The 17,665-nt window shown below is 59.9% G+C and carries 14 protein-coding genes and 1 pseudogene; 6 read left to right on the top strand and 9 right to left on the bottom strand.

The features are described from left to right. Nucleotides 1–372: 372 nt before the first annotated feature. Nucleotides 373–1,257 (top strand): LysR family transcriptional regulator, encoded by an 885-nt coding sequence (locus tag GSQ77_RS11795; protein WP_158902170.1) that lies wholly within the window; start codon nt 373–375, stop codon nt 1,255–1,257. A gap of 49 nt (nt 1,258–1,306) precedes the next feature. On the opposite strand, the gene GSQ77_RS11790 is transcribed toward GSQ77_RS11795, so the two are convergent. The 6 genes from GSQ77_RS11790 to GSQ77_RS11765 all read right to left on the bottom strand — a co-directional run bounded on the left by GSQ77_RS11790 (nt 1,307) and on the right by GSQ77_RS11765 (nt 7,287). Next, complete coding sequence (locus GSQ77_RS11790) at nt 1,307–2,794, bottom strand: mechanosensitive ion channel family protein (protein ID WP_158902168.1); 1,488 nt, start codon at nt 2,792–2,794, stop codon at nt 1,307–1,309. A 73-nt stretch (nt 2,795–2,867) separates the two neighbouring features. Then, nucleotides 2,868–3,398 carry an isochorismatase family protein gene (locus tag GSQ77_RS11785; protein WP_158902166.1) on the bottom strand — a complete coding sequence of 177 codons (531 nt, stop codon included), beginning with the start codon at nt 3,396–3,398 and terminating at the stop codon, nt 2,868–2,870. Nucleotides 3,399–3,677: 279 nt separating this feature from the next. Beyond that, nucleotides 3,678–4,562: a hypothetical protein gene (locus GSQ77_RS11780; RefSeq protein WP_158902979.1), complete on the bottom strand. Its 885-nt coding sequence runs from the start codon at nt 4,560–4,562 to the stop codon at nt 3,678–3,680. Between the two features lie 166 nt (nt 4,563–4,728). Then, nucleotides 4,729–6,159: a heavy metal sensor histidine kinase gene (locus GSQ77_RS11775; RefSeq protein WP_158902164.1), complete on the bottom strand. Its 1,431-nt coding sequence runs from the start codon at nt 6,157–6,159 to the stop codon at nt 4,729–4,731. 47 nt (nt 6,160–6,206) lie between these two features. Beyond that, on the bottom strand, nt 6,207–6,899 hold the full coding sequence (locus GSQ77_RS11770) for a heavy metal response regulator transcription factor (RefSeq protein ID WP_158902162.1): 693 nt from the start codon (nt 6,897–6,899) through the stop codon (nt 6,207–6,209). A gap of 91 nt (nt 6,900–6,990) precedes the next feature. After that, on the bottom strand, nt 6,991–7,287 hold the full coding sequence (locus tag GSQ77_RS11765) for a DUF1330 domain-containing protein (protein WP_158902160.1): 297 nt from the start codon (nt 7,285–7,287) through the stop codon (nt 6,991–6,993). A gap of 292 nt (nt 7,288–7,579) precedes the next feature. On the opposite strand from GSQ77_RS11765, the gene GSQ77_RS11760 reads away from it, so the two are divergent. Then, a complete protein-coding gene (locus GSQ77_RS11760) occupies nt 7,580–8,317 on the top strand; it encodes a metallophosphoesterase (RefSeq protein ID WP_158902158.1) in 738 nt (245 codons plus the stop codon). Nucleotides 8,318–8,320: 3 nt separating this feature from the next. Here GSQ77_RS11760 and GSQ77_RS11755 read toward each other — a convergent pair whose 3' ends face one another. From GSQ77_RS11755 to GSQ77_RS11745, 3 genes are all read right to left on the bottom strand, one after another. Next, entirely contained in the window at nt 8,321–9,184 is an 864-nt protein-coding gene (locus GSQ77_RS11755) for an ABC transporter permease (protein WP_158902977.1), read from the bottom strand. A 7-nt stretch (nt 9,185–9,191) separates the two neighbouring features. Then, nucleotides 9,192–9,989 carry an ABC transporter ATP-binding protein gene (locus GSQ77_RS11750; protein ID WP_158902157.1) on the bottom strand — a complete coding sequence of 266 codons (798 nt, stop codon included), beginning with the start codon at nt 9,987–9,989 and terminating at the stop codon, nt 9,192–9,194. Between the two features lie 83 nt (nt 9,990–10,072). Continuing rightward, the gene (locus tag GSQ77_RS11745) at nt 10,073–11,017 is read right to left on the bottom strand and encodes an ABC transporter substrate-binding protein (protein WP_254067609.1); all 945 of its coding nucleotides are present in this window, start codon (nt 11,015–11,017) and stop codon (nt 10,073–10,075) included. A 261-nt stretch (nt 11,018–11,278) separates the two neighbouring features. Between GSQ77_RS11745 and GSQ77_RS11740 the strand changes: the two genes are divergently transcribed. The 4 genes and pseudogenes from GSQ77_RS11740 to GSQ77_RS11725 form a co-directional block, all read left to right on the top strand. Further along, entirely contained in the window at nt 11,279–11,953 is a 675-nt protein-coding gene (locus GSQ77_RS11740; protein ID WP_158902153.1) for a response regulator, read from the top strand. Beyond that, nucleotides 11,943–13,370 (top strand): sensor histidine kinase, encoded by a 1,428-nt coding sequence (locus tag GSQ77_RS11735; protein ID WP_158902151.1) that lies wholly within the window; start codon nt 11,943–11,945, stop codon nt 13,368–13,370. Before GSQ77_RS11740 ends, GSQ77_RS11735 begins: the two co-directional genes overlap by 11 nt. Nucleotides 13,371–13,716: 346 nt before the next feature. Further along, nucleotides 13,717–16,221 carry a bifunctional lysylphosphatidylglycerol flippase/synthetase MprF gene (gene mprF / locus GSQ77_RS11730; RefSeq protein ID WP_367889661.1) on the top strand — a complete coding sequence of 835 codons (2,505 nt, stop codon included), beginning with the start codon at nt 13,717–13,719 and terminating at the stop codon, nt 16,219–16,221. A 17-nt stretch (nt 16,222–16,238) separates the two neighbouring features. Beyond that, nucleotides 16,239–17,582: pseudogene (locus GSQ77_RS11725) on the top strand (virulence factor family protein); the annotation flags it as partial. Between the last annotated feature and the right edge of the window lie 83 nt (nt 17,583–17,665).

Genomic DNA, 17,665 nt, shown 5'->3' with positions numbered 1-17,665 from the left:
TATCGTTTTGCGATGCGGCGTTGCCGATTGGCGATGCTCGGGGCTCTCGCGTGTAGTTGATGCACTGCGGCGGATGGGCATCCACAGTGCGCCGTGCTCCGTGCGACAGGGCTGCGGCGCGACATTCAACCGCGCCGACAATTTCCCTATCGGTGTCCGGCGGCGCCCATCGAATGGGCCTGCATCGGCTTCGACCTAGGGAAAGTCCGGGGATGGCAGGAATGCCTGCGGTGGCCGCGCGAAAACAGGCTCATGGGCAAATCGCGCCCGGCTAGTCCGCAGATCGCGCACCGATCTCGCGTAACTCGTACATAGATCGTGCGAAGATGTCCGGCTAGGGTGTTGATCGAAAGAATTCAGCAAGGGGACGCAATGAGGATCGATCTCTACACGATGCGGCTGTTTATCGCCGTGATGGAGGAGAAGAGCCTGACGAAGGCCGCGGCGCGCGAACACATCGCAGCATCGGCCATCAGCAAGCGGCTGTCCGACTTTGAGCAGAGCATGAACATTCGGCTGTTCGAGCGGCGCCCGACGCGGCTCGAGGCAACGCCGGCTGCCTACGTGCTGCTGCGCCATGCGCGCACGATTTGCCAGAACGTCGAACAACTGCAGGTGGAGATGTCCGACCTTTCGGAAGGCATACGCGGGGCCGTGCGGATCGCCGCCAGCATTGCCGTTGTCACTCAATATCTTCCGCAGCAGTTGCATGCGTTTTCGGCACGGCACCCGGGCATCGTGATCGAGTTGACCGACAGCCTGAGCCCGCATGCGATTCAACTGGTTTCAGAAGGCCGCGCCGACATCGGCATCTTCGGCGACCCATTCGTCGCCACCGGACTGCGCTCGCTGCCCTATGGCGAAGAACGGCTGGTCGCGGTGCTGCCGGTCGGTCACGAACTGCTGCAAAACGAGAGCCTGACGCTCGCCGAGATGCTGTCCTACGACTTCGTTTGCCTGCGCAGTGAAAGTTCGCTCAGCACGCTGCTGGTCAATGCCGCGGCGCGCCTGGGCCAGCCGATTAATCGCCGCGTGCAGGTCAGCGGCAACGAAGCGGTCTGTTGCATGGTGGAGATGGGCATGGGCATTTCCGTGCTGCCCGCGCCCTGGCTCGACAAGCATCAGAACTTCGCCGGCCTGGTCACTCGCCCGCTCGACGAACCGTGGGCACTGCGCCGCCTGCAGCTATGTTTCCACGATAACCCTCACACACTGAACATGCCGACCCAGTTACTAGTGGAACATTTGCGCAGTTGAAGCGGCATGTCATGGATCCAATTCGATCGGTCAGATTCGAAATCGCGCATCATTGCACGAGGTCGTGGAGTCGCTGCATGCCTTCGCGCAGCCAGGCGAAGATACCGTCACCCGTGGCGGGCTGGAGCTCCGCCGGGGTCATGAATACGTCTTCGATCGCTTGATGATCGCTGAGCGCCCGACACATCTGGTGTCCCACCTCGGGCCGCGCTTTGATGATGGGCGTCAGATCGCTTTTGTCGAGACAGTAGATAACGACGTGTGTCACCGCACGCACGGTCGCATGCAACTGCATACCCGACACAATCCCGGATTGCCCGATCGCGTCGCCGGGTGCCATCCGGCGTACTTCCACCTGGTGTCCATTCTGAGGCAGGGTCACCGACGCGACGCCACTGTCGAGAATGTGCAGCGCGGTTTTCCCGACCCCGGTCGGGTCATCGTCACGAAACGAAGTGTAAATCGTCTCGCCCGCATCGAACTCGTGGCGGGTCAGTGCCGCTTCGATCTTCGCAAATTCCGCATCGTCCAGCGTATGGAACATCTCGATGCCCCTGAGCAAGCGTTGACGGTGACTCAAACGCTCCCGGCCATCGCGAGAAACCGAAAGCGAACGCATGTCGATTTCCAGTGAAGCCAAATGACGAAAAGCCAAGTCGAAGAGCGTGTTTTTGGTCCCCGATTTTTTACTGAGCGCGTCAACGTAGCAAGTGATCTCGTACTCGATGGAATCGGTTCCTGCACGCCGCACGTTCACGACAGGTTTCGGATTCTCCAGCACGTCCCGCGCACTGGCTGCGGCGCGCTCCAGCGCTTCCACCACGCGCGCCGGCCTGACTTCCGGCGTCAATTCGAGCGTCACCGTGATGCCGTGCATCCGCGCGGGCTCGCTGTTATTCACGATTTTTGCTTTGGCCGCGACGCTATTGGGCACCACGACGATATTCCCCTGCCCATTGATCAGGCTGGTCGCGCGCCAGTTGCTTTCCACCACCTGCCCTTCCACGTCGTCGATGGCAACCGAGTCGCCCAAACGAAACGGCTGGGTCGCGTTCAATACCACGCCCGAGAAGACATCATTGAGCGTGCTTTGAATCGCCAGACCGAGAATGATCGCCAATGCGCCCGAAGTCACCAGGACCCCGCGCAACGGCCAGTCGAGCACGTACGCGATGGCCGCCACGGCCGCGGCCAGATGCACAAGCGCGCCCAGGACATCCTGGAACAGGCGCTCCCGGTGCCAGGACTTCGGCAGAATAAGCCGGTCCAGCAGGATGGTGCTCAGTTGAGCCGCTTGAAACCACCAGAACAGTTCGATGCCCAGGGTCAGCACATGCCGAAATTTGTCCGGGTTCGCAGGCGCGGGGGCGAGCGGATTGATGTTCGAGCGAAAAAAGATGTACGTCAGCGTCACGAAAAGCAGCGCGCGAACAAACAAACGCAGCCCGCTCGCCCCGAGCCCCATTAAGCGCCAACCAACGAGGTCCAGCAAAACGATAGCGGAACCATAAAAGACGCCGTCTTCAAGATTTGGCATAACGACTCGAACAAAACCCGGTGATCAACATAGTAACCTCTAGGCGCTCCAAGGTGTTACGTGCGAAAACCGACTATTTGACGAGCTTCAATACCTCGCGAAAATGCACATGATCGGCGCGCCCTAGCCACTCGAACGCGAGCATCTCCGTTGTCACCAAAGTGGCACCGGCATGCCTGAGGCGCTCCAGCGCCGTATCGCGGTCGACGGGTCTTCTCGATCCTACCGCATCCCTGACGAGCGCTACCTGGTACCCTCGGTCGATCAATCCCAAGACGGTTTGCATCACACACACGTGGGCTTCGCAGCCGGCGACCACGATCTTGGTGCGTTGCGCCGGCAAAGCCTTGAGCAAACCGTCCGCGCAGGCATCGAAGCTCTCCTTGGCCAAAGTCTCCACGCACAGGCGCTTGATCTCCTCGACGTTCTCCCCCAGGCTGCCGGGACTCTGCTCAGTGCCCAGAACCGGCATGCCCAGCAGCCCCGCGATTCTTGCGAGCCGCACGCTTTGCGCGATCACCTGTTCGCCTTGGTGAATCGCCGGCATGAGTCGCCGTTGAAGATCCACCAGGACCACGACAGATTCATCCACTGTGTTTAGCATCGCTGTCTCCACGGCGTTTATATAGCTGCTTGACGTAATCTTTGAATAACTGCGCGGCGTCGTCGAAGACCCGCGACGTGCGATCACCCGCAATACGCAACCGGGGAAATGTTGCGATCAGGGTTGTACGGCGCCGGGTTCGCCCATCATCGTCGAGTTGCCCCTGACGTTGAAACCCTCGATATCGAAGAACGATAGATAGACGCGGCGCATGTCACCGTGCGAAGAGCGTCGCTTTGGCTTGACGTTTCGACTTGACGCTTCACCTTGACGCGCCGGCTACTGCGCAGTTTGCTGGCGTTTGTATTCGTCGTCCTTCATCTTCATGTAGTCTTGCCGATCGACTTCGTGCAGTTGTTGCGGATATTGCTCCGTCGCGTTGAACCAGGTCGTCAACCGTTGTTCGAGACGTTTATCGGGCGGGCTGGACAACGCGCCAAGATAAGCGTCGATGGCCAGGTAATAGCGCATGGTGTTGCGTTCGACCAAACCGCGTACCCCGCCCACGTAATCGGGTTTGGCGGCAGTCGAATCCGCAGTCGGGCTGAAACCGACCTTGTCGCTGCCTATCGTATTCAGATAGGTTGTCATCGCCGCACGCCCGATCATGCCGAAACCGTAGGCATAGGTCAGATGCAGGAACGTGCGGTTCTCGCCTATGTCCACCGCCTCCACCACGATATGGTAATCCTTGGTACCCATGGGGCCGCTGTCCGCATTGAGTTGCACCTGGAAGTATCCTGGGCTGGACGCTATCACACGGTAATTGAATTGCAGGCGGTAGGTGCTGGAGAGTTCCTCCTCGACCTTCTTGCCCAGGTTCACGCTCAGTATGCTGCCGTCGCCGGTGGTCGCCGCGTGGCAATACTTGGTGTTCAGATGCAGGATCAGCACGTCGCACCAGTTGGCCGGTCCATGCACGGGGTCGTTGAGCGCACCGCTAACGGTAGCGTAGGGATAGTTCACCACGGCGTAGATGTCGCCCTGGAGCCGGGAGGACGACTCGCTCGAATTCAGATATAGCGGACGCCCGAACGCGTTGTGGGCAAGCTGTTGCGTCAGGCTCTGGTATTTGTCGCGCAAGCTCGCGGCATCGTTCGCCGCGTAGGCCGGCACGCTATTGCATAAGCAACATACGGCCAGCAAGGTCAGGACCAGCACCATCGTGCGTCGAATGGGGCCGGCGATGCTTTTAGCAAGCGTGTCCAATGGCGTGCTCCCGCTATTCGCAGCCCGGTTGGCCGCGTTCAGCGTCAACTATACGCTGTGCCGGCTGGGGAATAAGCCCAAGCACGCCCACGCAAGCCCAAACGCCCTCAAGACAAAGACCTCAAGACTCCGCCCACACCGCGTTGACAAGCGTGGGGCTCTGCGCAGCAACGTCGGGGGGAACGACCACAGCGCTTTTCGCCACGGAAAATCCAAACGTATTGAGTCCCGCCTCGCTGTGGGAAAAAACAAAACCGTTGTGCATCTCGGCCACCGCCTTGACAATGGACAGTCCAAGCCCGTGACTGTCGTGACTATTGCTACGCGACGCATCCCGTCGGTAAAACCGATCGAAAAGATGAGCCCGCACCGTAGGATCGATTGCAGCGCCCGGATTGGAAACCGAGATCTCGACTCGATCCGGATGCGGCGCAATGTCCAGAATCACGGTTTCGCCAGCGCGACAATGCTGCGTGGCGTTCACCAGCAGATTGGTTAGCGCGCGTCCGAACAGCGAGCGGTTGACCGCGGCTCGGGCATCGCCGCGCACCCTCATTTTCAGTTGCGCGTCTTCGAACGAAAACTCCAGAAATTCGACGGTGCGCGACGCTTCCTCGGCGATCGACACTTCGACCAGGCCACTGGCCCGCTCGCCGCGATCGGCCCGCGAGAGAAACAGCATGTCATTGATAATCGCGCGCATGCGTTCCAGCTCTTCGAGGTTCGATTGCAGAGTCTGTCGCAGGTCCTGCGCCGATCTATCGCGCGTGAGCATCACCTCGGTCTGGCCGATCAGGATGCCCACGGGCGTACGCAGCTCGTGAGCGACATCCGCGTTGAACGATTCGAGCCGCTGGTACGCGCCGTCCAGGCGTTCCAGCGCCTCGTTGAACGAGATCGTCAAATCGCATAGTTCACGCGGCAACAGCGCGGTGTCCAGGCGTTCGTGCCGTTTGTTCGGGCTCAGGCGCGACGCTTCCTCGGAAAGCCTCGTCAACGAGCGCAGGCCAAACTTGGCGACCGCGCCGCTGAGCAGCAGCATCACACCGGTCGCCACGACGATCAAGGTCGCCAGCGCGATCTCGAAGGCGCGCAACATCCTTTGCGCGGCCGAACAATCGTTGGCGACCATGAGTTGCAGTGCCGGGCGCTCCGTGCTGGGCGGGATCGCGATCGTGGTGACAATCATCGGATTTTTCTGCCCCGGAGGGTCGACCATCTGGTATTCGCCATGATCCTCGCCCTCGAGCTTGCCATTGATCTGCCGCCCAAACTGGAATCGCGCGTCGGCGCTCGAAACGCGAAACTGCGTAGAGCGATCGTGTGGCGTCAGGTCGGTGAGTTTCTCTTGCACCATGCTCCACTGATCCGCTCGGGGGCTATGGATGATGATCATGCGCGCGAGCTCCGCGCGCGTGTCGAGCGATTCCCGCAGGTTTGCGATCACTTGCTCGCGGACCACGACGAAAAGCCCGGCCCCGACGAGTATGAAGACGACCAGCGAGACCGCTGCAGACGTGAGTGCCAAGCGGCGCGAAATGGAACGGCTCATGGAGCGGTTCACTACGCCGTTCACTGAACGGTTCACTGAACGCCCCATCAAAGTCTCCCGTCGTCGGCTGTTTCTCGCAGTTCCAATACGTAACCCATCCCGCGGATCGTATGCAACAACTTGGCCGAGAACGGGCCATCGAGTTTTGCGCGTAGGCGTTTAACCGCGGTCTCGACCACATTCGCGTTGCTTTCGAAATTGATGTCCCAGACCTGCTCGGTGATGACCGTCTTCGACAATGTCTCGCCACGTCGGCGCGCCAGCACGCTGAGCAACTGGAACTCCTTGGCGGTCAAGTCCAGCCGTATGCCATCGCGGGTCGCGCGACGGTTGATCAGGTCGACGCTGAGATCGCCGATCACCAGGACATTCGATTCCTGCGAGCGCGTGCGACGCGTCAATGCGTGCAGGCGCTCGACCAGTTCGCGAAACGAAAATGGTTTGGTCAGGTAATCGTCGGCGCCCTCGCGCAGGCCAAGCACGCGGTCGTCGATGCGATCGCGCGCGGTAAGCATGATGACGGGCGTCTGCTTGCGCGCACGCAACGCCTTCAACACACCGTAACCGTCCAGCTTGGGCAGCATCACGTCGAGCACGATCACGTCGAAATCGTACTCGATCGCCAGATAAGCGCCCTCTTCGCCATCGAATGCAGCCTCGACAACCCACCCGTGCTCCGTCAAACCCGTGCGCAGATAATCCACCACTTTGGGCTCGTCTTCGACAATCAGCACCTTCATTTCGGGCTCTCTATATAGGTTCGCCAAGGGCCAAGCCCCTGCATCCCCTCGATGCGGGATCGGCTTTAGGCCTGAAGCCCGATTATCTTCGTTATTCAGCGCATCCGCCGACGATTCTAAAATCGCGTTCCGCGCGCCGTCCGAGCGCCTTGCGCGCGGCTTGATATTCATCGCTCTCAAATGCGGCCATCGCGCACTCGAGGCTGTCGAACTCGACGACGACAGTGCGTTCGAGGACGCCCGATTCGTAAGACATGGCCGCCTCGCCATAGGCCAGGAACCGCCCGCCCACCGATTTCACGGCAGGTCTTGCCAGTTCAGCATAAACCGTATGTGCGTCGCCCTGCGAGTCACAACGAAAACAACCAATCCAATATGCTTTCTTCATCGTCTATACCCCGATCGTTGCATTGTCCGACTACCGCGCATGATTCGGAGTCTACAAAAACGATCGTGACAGGACACTGACGCGTACATGGCAGTTTTGTCAGGTACCGGGAAGTATCAGGAAATCGCGCAGAGTCGCCGCAAACCGCGTATTTGTACGCGTTTCTTGACCTACACGGGGTTTTCGCACGGCCTTTTTTGCGTAAATACCCCAATTAATGGTGAAATCAGGGCACTGAGCGCGTATTGTTGGATCAAACTGGCAGGAACGCCTTTAACGGCCTGGAGACGCAATGATCAGCGATTATGTCGACCGGTACGGGAAGAATCCGATCGGTAAAGATTACTGCGTCGGCGATATCCACGGCTGTTTCAGCACGCTGAAAAGCGCGCTCGACATCATCGGCTTTGACGAGCGATCCGACCGGCTGTTCTCGGTCGGCGACCTGGTCGACCGCGGCCCGGAATCGGACACAGTACTCGACTGGCTCGCCCTGCCCTGGTTCCACGCCGTGCAGGGCAACCACGAAGACATGGCAATCGACTATGTCAATTCGGGCGAGCAGGACTGCGAGAATTACGAAATGAACGGCGGCTCCTGGCTCATCGAAATGCAACGCGATCAACAGGCCGCTATCGTTTCCGAGCTCGCGGTGCTGCCGTATGCGATCGAAGTGGAGACTGAAATCGGAATGGTCGGCATCATCCACGCCGACTGCGCCGCCTCTACGTGGAGCGAAATGGTCAAGCGCTTTGCCGATGTCGCCAGCAAGTACGAGCTGCGCCGGCTTACGGACCAATGCCTGTGGGCGCGCAAGCGCATCGAGACAGGGGATCGCAGCGGCGTGCCCGACTTACGCGCAGTGATCGTCGGCCACACGCCTATTATCCATCCGCTGGTGCTCGGCAACGTCTATCACATCGATACCCGAGGCTGGCTACCGGGCAAAGGCTATTTCACGTTTGTCGATCTGGAAACGCTGAAAATCACCTTGCCGATTCCCGGCACGACGAGCACGGCAGGCCGATAAACATCAAAACGCCACCGGCCGCCATTTGAGCAAACGCTTTTCCAAAGTCGTCAGAAGATAATCCGCAGCCAAGGCGACCACCGCCAACACGATCATTGCGGCGAACACACCCGCAGCATTGAACGCGCCTTGTGCCGTCGAGATCAACAGGCCGATACCCTGCTTGGATCCGAGGAACTCCCCCACCACCGCGCCAACCAGTGCGAAACCGAAACTCACATGCAAGCTGGCCAAGATCCAGCTCAGGGCCGATGGCACCACTACGCTCATCGTCACTTGCCGTTTGCTCGCGCCCAAAATCTGCGCATTGGCGATCATGTAACGGTCAGCTTCCCGCACCCCCTGGAACGCATTGCCGAACACGACGAAAAACACCATGACCACAGCCAACGCAACCTTCGACGCCATGCCCAGCCCCAGCGCGATCACGAACACCGAGCCCAGCACCACGCGCGGAATCGAGTTCGCAATCTGGATATAAAGACTGAACACATCCGACAACAGTTTGTTGCGACCCAGGATAATCCCGCAGAACACCCCCGCCACCGCACCGATCAAAAAGCCCAGCCCGGTTTCTTCCAACGTGACCCAAACCTGCTGCAGCAATGGCCCTTGCGAAGTGCCTTGCGTAAACCATTCGACCAGCTGCGCGTAGATCTGGCTAGGCATCGAGAAGAAGAACGGGTCTATCCACATCAGGCGCGCCGATAGTTCCCAGCCACCCAACATCAGCACCAATATCGCGACGCGCAAGAAAATAATCAGCCATTTACGGTTGCGTATCTTGCGTTGCGCGATGCGCTCGACTTGATCGAGCGCCATAGGATCGAGCGATCCTGCAATGACTTGTTGATTCATAGTCCTAATCCTTTGCTCAGCCGATCTGGACTTCTTCACGCAAATCGCGCCAGATGTCCTTGGAAATTTCGATGAAACGCGGTTCGTACCGCACTTCCGAGGTAACGCGTGGGCGCGGCAGGTCTATCGTGTAGACCCGTTTGAGCGTGGCCGGGCGCGCGCTCAAGACAAATACGCGATCTGCCAACGAGATCGCTTCTTCCAGGTCGTGCGTCACGAACACCACCGAACCCGCGTTGCCCGCCCAAAGCTGCAGCAATTCGTCCTGCATCAATGTGCGTGTTTGCATATCGAGCGCCGAGAACGGCTCGTCCATCAACAGGATCTCGGGGCTGTTGATAAACGTCTGCGCCAGGGCGACGCGTTTGCGCATGCCACCCGAAAGTTGATGCGGATAATGTTTGCTGAACTTGTCCAAACCCACACGCCGGATCCACTCCTCGGCCTGCTCGTAGGCAACGGCTTTCGAACGGCCGCGAAACAACGGGCCGGCAGCAACGTTGTCGATCACGTTGCGCCACGGAAACACCGCATCCGCCTGGAACACGAAGCCGATGCGCGGATCGATGCCCGTTACCGGCTGGCCCATCACGCGAACTTCGCCGGAGGTCGGCTGCAGCAAACCCGTGATCATGCTCAGCGTGGTCGACTTGCCGCAGCCGGTAGGACCCACGATGGCCACGAACTCGCCCTTCGCCACCGACATGTTGAAATCGCGCAAGGCGAGCGTAGCCTTGCCATCAGGCGAAATGAAGCGACACGACACGTTTCGAAATTCGATAGCGGGCGTGTCTCTGGAAACCGCTTGGTTCATCAGAAGTCCTTACATAAATCGGGCCGTACGGCGAATGCCGCCGGCCGTACGTCGCAGTGTCTTGTTTGACCTGCCTATTGGACTTAGTTAACGAAGTCGTTCGTATAGGTTTTGGACAAATCGATGTGCTTGCCCTTGACCGAGGCGTTGTAGGCAGACAGAACCTTCAACACGGTGTCCGGGCCGTCTGCGGGCATCTTGCCGTCGGACGTGTACATCGGCAACGATGCTTTGATGGCATTCACATACATCTGCTTGTCGCCGCCATAGTAGTCAGCAGGCATCTTGGCCGCGATCTCTTCCGCGGTGTGGGTGTGAATGAACTGCATGGTGCGCACAAAAGCGCGCGCCAGCTTGGCCGCTTCCGGTTTATGCGTCTCAGCCCAGGTGCCCTGCACGTACAAGCTGGAGGCCGGATAGGTGCCACCGAGCGCAGCGCGCGTGCCGTCCAGCGTGCGCATGTCGACCAGGACGCGCGCTTCGCCCGTAGCGAGCAAGTGCGACACAGTCGGCTCGGTCGTCATACCCGCATCGATACGACCTTGCTTGATCGCAGCAATGAAACTGTTATCCGCGCCGACCGGCAGCATCGTGTATTGCGTCGACGGGACACCCTTCTGTTGCGCAAGATACTGCGTGAGGAAACTGGTCGAAGAACCGAGCCCGGTCACGCCCAGCGTCTTGCCCTTCACATCGCCCATGCTCTTGAGCGTGTCGGCCTGCTTCGAGGCGACCATCTCGACTTCACCAGGCACTTGGCCGAACACCACGATGGCCTTGATTTCCTTGCCCTTGCTCTGCAAATCAATTGTATGGTCGTAGAACCCGACCACGGCCTGCACCGCGCCGGCCAGCAATTCGTTTTCCGCATCGACGCCCGCCGGCTGCGACAGCAACTCGACGTTCAGGCCTTCGTCCTTGAAATAGCCCAGTTCCTGAGTCAGGCGCGCGGGCAGGTAGATCAGCTTGGTGATTCCTCCCACCATGATCGAGATTTGCGGGGTATCCGCATACACCGGGGCACTCATCGCGACCCCCAGCAAGCCCAGTACACCTGAAATAAGAGCAGTACGGCGCCATGCATTCATTGCTTGTCTCCAGATTTTCTTGTTTGATTTTTTTGCTGTTCTTTGTCTTTAGCCGTCGAATAGTCGATACTTCGACAGCTTATTTTTATTGTATGGCAGTGAAACCTTCTGCCAGCTTTCAAAAAAGTGATTTTTTGGTTCGCGTGGAATTGCGTGACCATCATCACGCTCCCGGATCCGATCTAGCGCTAGACTTGCCCCATGAAACTGCTGCTCATCGAAGACAACCCCGCTCTGGCCCACTGGCTCGAAAAATTGCTCAGCGAGCAGAAATTCGTGGTCGACCATGTATTGGATGGCGAGGCGGCCGACCGCATGTTGCAGTGCACACGCTACGACGCGGTGCTGCTCGACCTGAACCTGCCGAAAATGTCGGGCGCCGCCGTACTGCGCCGGCTGCGGGAGCGACGCGATGACGTCCCGGTACTGATCCTGACCGCCAGCGGCTCCATCGACGAAAAAGTCGAATGCCTGGGCGCGGGTGCGGACGACTACCTGGTCAAGCCGTTCGAAGTGCGGGAACTGATCGCGCGCATCAAGGTTCTGTTGCGCCGGCAGACGGCCGGCAAGGCGACTGAGATCATCTGTGGCGACCTGACCTATCAATTCAACACCCGCCAGTTCACGCTCACCAGCCTGCCGCTACCCCTACCACCCAGGGAGCGTTCGGTATTGGAGGCGCTAATGCTCAAGCTGGGCAGCTCAGTGTCCAAGGCGGCGCTGATGGACACGATATTCAGCATGCAAGACGAGCCCAGCGTAGACGCCATCGAGATCTACGTGCATCGACTGAGAAAGAAACTCGAACAAAGCAAGGCCACCATCGTGACGCTGCGCGGCGTCGGCTATCTATTGAAACCGAAGAATGACCTCTAGCCTGCGTATTCGCCTGCTGTGCTGGATCTTGTTGCCCCTTGCCGTGTTTGCCGCAGTCAGCGCGGTCATGTCCTACCGCGACGCTCAGGCAACCGCGAGTCTGGTGCAGGATCGTGCCTTGCTGGCATCCGCCAAGTTCATTGCCGAGCAGGTCAATTGGGACGAAGGGACACTGCACGCGAATGTGCCGCCGGCGGCGCTTGAGTTATTTCAATCGCCGGACCACGACCAGGTCTATCTGAACGTATCGACCGACACCGGCATTTTGCTGGCCGGCACGCCGGCCTTCCCTGCCGCCGCCCAGGCTGGCGCACGCACTGGTGCCGCGGCAGGCGCGCACGCGGGTAATCCCTATTGGTTCGACGCGGCCATCTACGATCAGCCGATTCGGGCCGTCGCCTACGTGCGCGCGATGTATGACGCAGGGAAACTGCATCAGGTGACGATTGCCGTGGGCAAGACCACCTCGTCGCATGATCATATGGTGCGCGACCTGTGGCGCCCCTCGATGATCAGACAGCTCATGACGTTATTGCTTGCCTGTGTACTCGTCGTCGGTGGCCTGACGTTCGAACTGCGTCCTATCGTAAAGCTCAAGAACGACGTGATCGATCGCGGGCCTATGCAACTGGTACCGATCCAGGCCGACCGCCTGCAGTCCGAACTTCGCCCCGTGGTCGATGCGATCAATCGATGCATACAGCGCCTGAACTTCCATGTGAGCGCGCAGCGGCGCTTTATCGCCGATGCCGCGCATCAACTGCGTACGCCGCTTGCGCTACTCGATACCCAGATCCAATTCGCGCGCGAGCGCGACGCGAGCGATCCACAACTCGATGAAGTACTCGGCGCAATGCAAAGCAGCAGCCACAAGATGGTAGCGCTGACAAACAAACTACTGTTGCTGGCGCAAGCGGAAGCGCTCGACACCTACACCATGAGCCTGCAGGAAGTGGATCTGGTCGCGATCTCGGTCGACACCGTGGCGACGTTGACGCAATGGGCCAGCCGTCGCGAGATCGATCTGGGCATCGAACCGCTCGCGCAGTCGGTCACGGTCAACGGAAACCCCAGTCTACTGCTGGCCTTGCTGAGCAATCTGGTCGACAACGCCATCCGCTACAGTCCGGATGGCAGCATCGTGACCGTCACGGTGGCGCAACACCATGATTCGGCGGTGCTGATCGTCGCGGACAACGGCCCCGGCATCGCAGCCGAGGCCCGCACGCGGGTATTCGAGCGCTTCTACCGAGGTAGCCAGACAGGTGGTAGCGAGGGCACTGGACTCGGCCTGGCGATCGTCAAGGAAATTGTCAGTGCACACGATGGCTCGGTCTCGCTGGGCACGCCGGAACGCGGCTCAGGGCTACATGTCACCGTACGGCTGCCGCTTGCGCATCAAAACACAGCACAATGATCGACAAATATATCGCTACGTGATATATGTAGCCCCGCACAGCAATCTTACAAAAAATGTCCAATGTATTGATTGCGTGCTCATAGATGCGCAAAGCACATCGACCCCGTATGAATAGCTTGTGGGAGTGTAGTTGAGTGAATGCCGTTTATGAAAAGAGCGCCAATGACGCGCCACTTATTGCACACATTACTCGCTCGCGATGAAACCGTTTGATATAGATTTGCCCAGCATTACCGCAACACCCCCGGACACGAATCAAGCAAACGATCTGCAACAGATATCGAGCCCTCATGCCGGTCATGAAGGTCTCCGACGATTCGGCCTGCCTGCGCTGCGAAGTTTCGTGCTTCCCGCGCTTGCCCTGCTCGTCTGTGCTTTGCTGTTGCTGGTCTTTCAGCACATATCGCTGAGCATCGACTATCACTCGATAATCCGCAGTTTGCACCACCTGAAGCCCGCAGTTCTCGGCCAGGCTCTGTTGGCCACCACGCTCAGTTTTCTGGCGCTCGTTGCGCGCGACGCGATCGGGCTACGCTATATCGACGCAAAGGTGCCACGCCCCTTGCTGTGGATCGGAGCAACCGTAGGCTCCGCATTGGGCAATGCCACCGGCTTCGGTGCGCTGACAGGCGGCGCAGTGCGATGCCGCGTGTATGGCGCGGCCGGCATCAAGCCCGTGCAAGTCGGTCAACTTACCGCATTCACCAGCGTGACCCTCGCGCTCGCGCTGGTTGTTCTGACCAGCCTGGGTGCCATCGGCGCGGCGCCCATGTTGAGCCATGCCGTCAATGTTTCGCAAAAGCTATTGCATGTGAGCGGGGGGGTGGGCATTGCGCTTTTGGCGATCCTGTTGCTCTGCTGTCGCCATGAGCCCCGACCGGTTCGGCTGGGCCGAATCGGTTTCGATATTCCCGCGCGCTCTGTCATGTTGGCGCAACTTGCTTTTGCCGCCATTGACGTGATCACGGCCGGCATGGCGCTTTGGGTGCTGCTCCCCCACGCAAATATCGGTTTCGCGAGCTTCATCGCAATTTTTTCCGCTGCGATGTTGTTGGGCATCGTGGGTCACACGCCGGGAGGACTTGGTGTGTTCGAAGCCGCGATGTTGCTTGCGCTGGGCAGCAGCGTACACACCTCCGAGATGGTCGCGGCACTGCTCGCCTATCGCACGATTTATCTGGGCGCGCCGCTGGCACTTTCGGCGGCGCTGCTCGCGGCCTTCGAAGGCCGCACCCTTACGGCTCGACTGGCGATTCGAAGCTCCCGCGGCATCAACCGCTTGGCGCCGACGTTTCTCAGCATTTTCACCTTCGTCGTCGGCAGCATGCTGGTGGTCTCCGGCGCCACGCCGGCGCTCGGGCGCCGGCTCGCGGAATTGCAGACGCTGCTGCCGCTGAGCGTGCTCGAAGGCTCGCAACTGCTGGCCAGCGTGCTGGGCGTGCTGCTGCTGTTCGTCGCCCGCGGGCTGCTGCGTCGGCTCGACGCCGCCTGGTGGCTTGCGATCATCATCGCCGTAGCAAATCTGGCGCTCTCGCTGGCCAAGGGGTTGGCATTTTTCGAGTTCGGCGTACTGGCCGTGTTGATCGTGTTGTTAGCCACCACGCGTCGCCATTTCAATCGTTCATCATCGTTGTTCGCCGGTCGCTTTACCTTGACCTGGCTGGTCTCGGTGGGCATCGTTCTGATGCTCGCGTTCTGGATATTGTTCTTCGCGTTCCGCGACGTGCCCTATAGCCACCGCCTTTGGTGGGACTTTGCATTTGATGAGGGTGCGCCTCGCGCCTTGCGTGCGACGTTGGCGGCAACCATGCTGGCCGCGGGTATCGCCTGCTGGCAATTGCTGCGCCCCGCGGCAGGACGTTTCGTCAAACCGGCCTACGACGATCTACTTCACGCGGCCCGCATCGTTCGCGTGCAGGAACGCAGCGACGCGGCGTTGGCTTTGATGGGCGACAAGAGCTTCCTGTTCTCGTCCTCGCGCAACACCTTCCTGATGTATGCGAAACACGGACGCACCTGGGCCGCGCTGCATGATCCGGTCGGCCCACGTTCGGAGTGGGTCGAGTTGATCGGTAAATTTGTGGCGCTGGCTCACTCGCATGCGGGACGCGCGGCGTTTTATCAAGTACGTGCCGACACGCTGCCGCTCTATCTCGACGCCGGGCTCACCTTGATGAAGCTGGGCGAGGAAGCCAACATCGCACTGCCGGAATTCGACCTGGCCGGATCGCAGCGCGCCCACCTGCGCTATGCACTCAACCGCAGCGAGCGCGATGGACTAACGGTCGAGATCGTGGAACCCGAGCACGTGCCGGACCTGCTGCGCACGCTGGGGGATATTTCAGATGCGTGGCTGGACCACCGCGTCGCCCGAGAGAAGAGTTTCTCCGTCGCCGCTTTCATGAAGGACTATGTTGCGGCGCAGGCCATCATGGTAGTGCGGCAACATGGCACCCCCATTGCCTTCGTTACGTTTATGACCACCGATCTGAATATCGAAGCGACCGTCGGCATCATGCGGCACCTTCCCGATGCACCGCCCTATACGATGGAATACCTGTTCACCAAGCTGGCCTTGCATCTCAAGCAGGCCGGTTACCTCAAGCTCAGTCTCGGCATGGCGCCGCTATCCGGCCTGAGCCCGAGTGCGCTTGCGTCCCCGTGGCACCGCATCGCCAGTCTGGTATGGCACTTTGGCGGCCGGTTCTACAACTTCCGCGGACTGCGCACATTCAAAAGCAAATTCCAACCTATCTGGGAACCCCGCTACCTGGCCGCGTCCGGCTCCGTGGGTATCGTGCTTACGTTGGCCGATCTGTCTTTACTTGCGAGCGGCTGGCGCTCATGAAATATCTACGCCGCTTGATGTTTCTCTGCGTGGCAACGCTTGCCTATACCGCCGCGTTGCCGCCGGCGCACGCCACTTCGGTGTCCGGCGGTCGATATGGCAACGTCGAAGTTACGGAGCCATCGGGCCCGATGCGCGCCTTCGTCGTGCTGTTCTCCAAAGCGTCGGGTTGGAATGCGAACGACCAGCAGGCGGCCGATCTGCTCGCGCTCAACGGGGCGCTGGTCGTGGGTGTGGATACCGCGCGTTACGCCACCACGCTGGCCGCGACGAAAGAGAGCTGCCATCAGTTGGTCGGCGACGCGGAAAGCATGAGCCATCAACTGGAACGCGAGCAGCACTCCAACCTGTATTTCCCGCCGATCGCGGCCGGCGTTGGCCAGGGCGGTGTGCTGGCCGAGCATATACTGGCTCAGGCACCGGCCAATACGATAGCCGGCGCCCTGTCGATAGCGCCCGAACCGAAATTGGACCCACGTTTCAACCCCTGCCCGCCCGACCCAACCATCAGCCGCGGCAACGGTTTGCCGGGCTTTTGGGAGATCGGTCTGACGACCGCCGACGCGGCCGACACTGCCCACGCCGCCAACGCGACCAACGCGACCAACGTAAATACAAGCAACGGGCCTGAAAGCCATCGCGGGGCAAACATACATCGATTTCCACCCGATACCTCAGCCGCCCCAATGCTGCTCGACCTGTTGAAGCCGCATATCCGCGATCGCGATGCCGACGGTGACAATCTCGCCGATCTTCCTTTGATCGAATTGCCCGCGGCTCATCCCAGCGACATGCTGGCGATCGTGATCTCGGGAGACGGTGGCTGGCGCGATCTCGACAAGACCATCGCCGAGGAACTCCAGAAGAAAGGTGTCTCGGTGATCGGTTGGGACAGCCTGCGGTATTTCTGGAGCGAGAAGCCACCGGAACAGACCAGCCACGATCTCGCCCGTGTGATGACGACGTACGGCACGCGTTGGCATGCACGCCATATCGCGTTGATCGGCTACTCGTTTGGCGCCGACGTCATGCCCTTCGCCTATAACCGGCTGCCGGAAACGCTGCGAGCGAAAGTCTCGCTGATCGCGCTATTGGGGTTTGCGCATGCGGCCGATTTCCAGATCCGCGTGACCGGCTGGCTGGGCTTGCCCGCCAGCCGCGGCGCGCTGCCGGCCGCCCCCGAGGTTGCGAAACTGCCTGCAGCGCTGGTTCAATGTTTTTATGGCGAGGAAGAGGATGACACGCTCTGCCCCACGCTGGCCGGGTCGGGTGTCGACGTCATCCGCACCGCGGGTGATCATCACTTCGGCCGCGATTACAGCGCTCTAGCCAAGACCATACTCGATGGGTGGCAGCAGCAGATAGCGCGAACGCAAGCCGATGCCCATGTCGCGAACGTCGCTAACGCAGCGCTGCGTACTACAACAAAACCGAAACCGGTCGG

The sequence above is a fragment of the Burkholderia sp. L27(2015) genome, assembly GCF_009765705.1.
Classification (GTDB): Bacteria; Pseudomonadota; Gammaproteobacteria; order Burkholderiales; family Burkholderiaceae; genus LMUX01.
The sequence above is the reverse complement of the archived record's forward strand: the minus strand, read 5'-3'. Positions and strand labels throughout refer to the sequence as shown.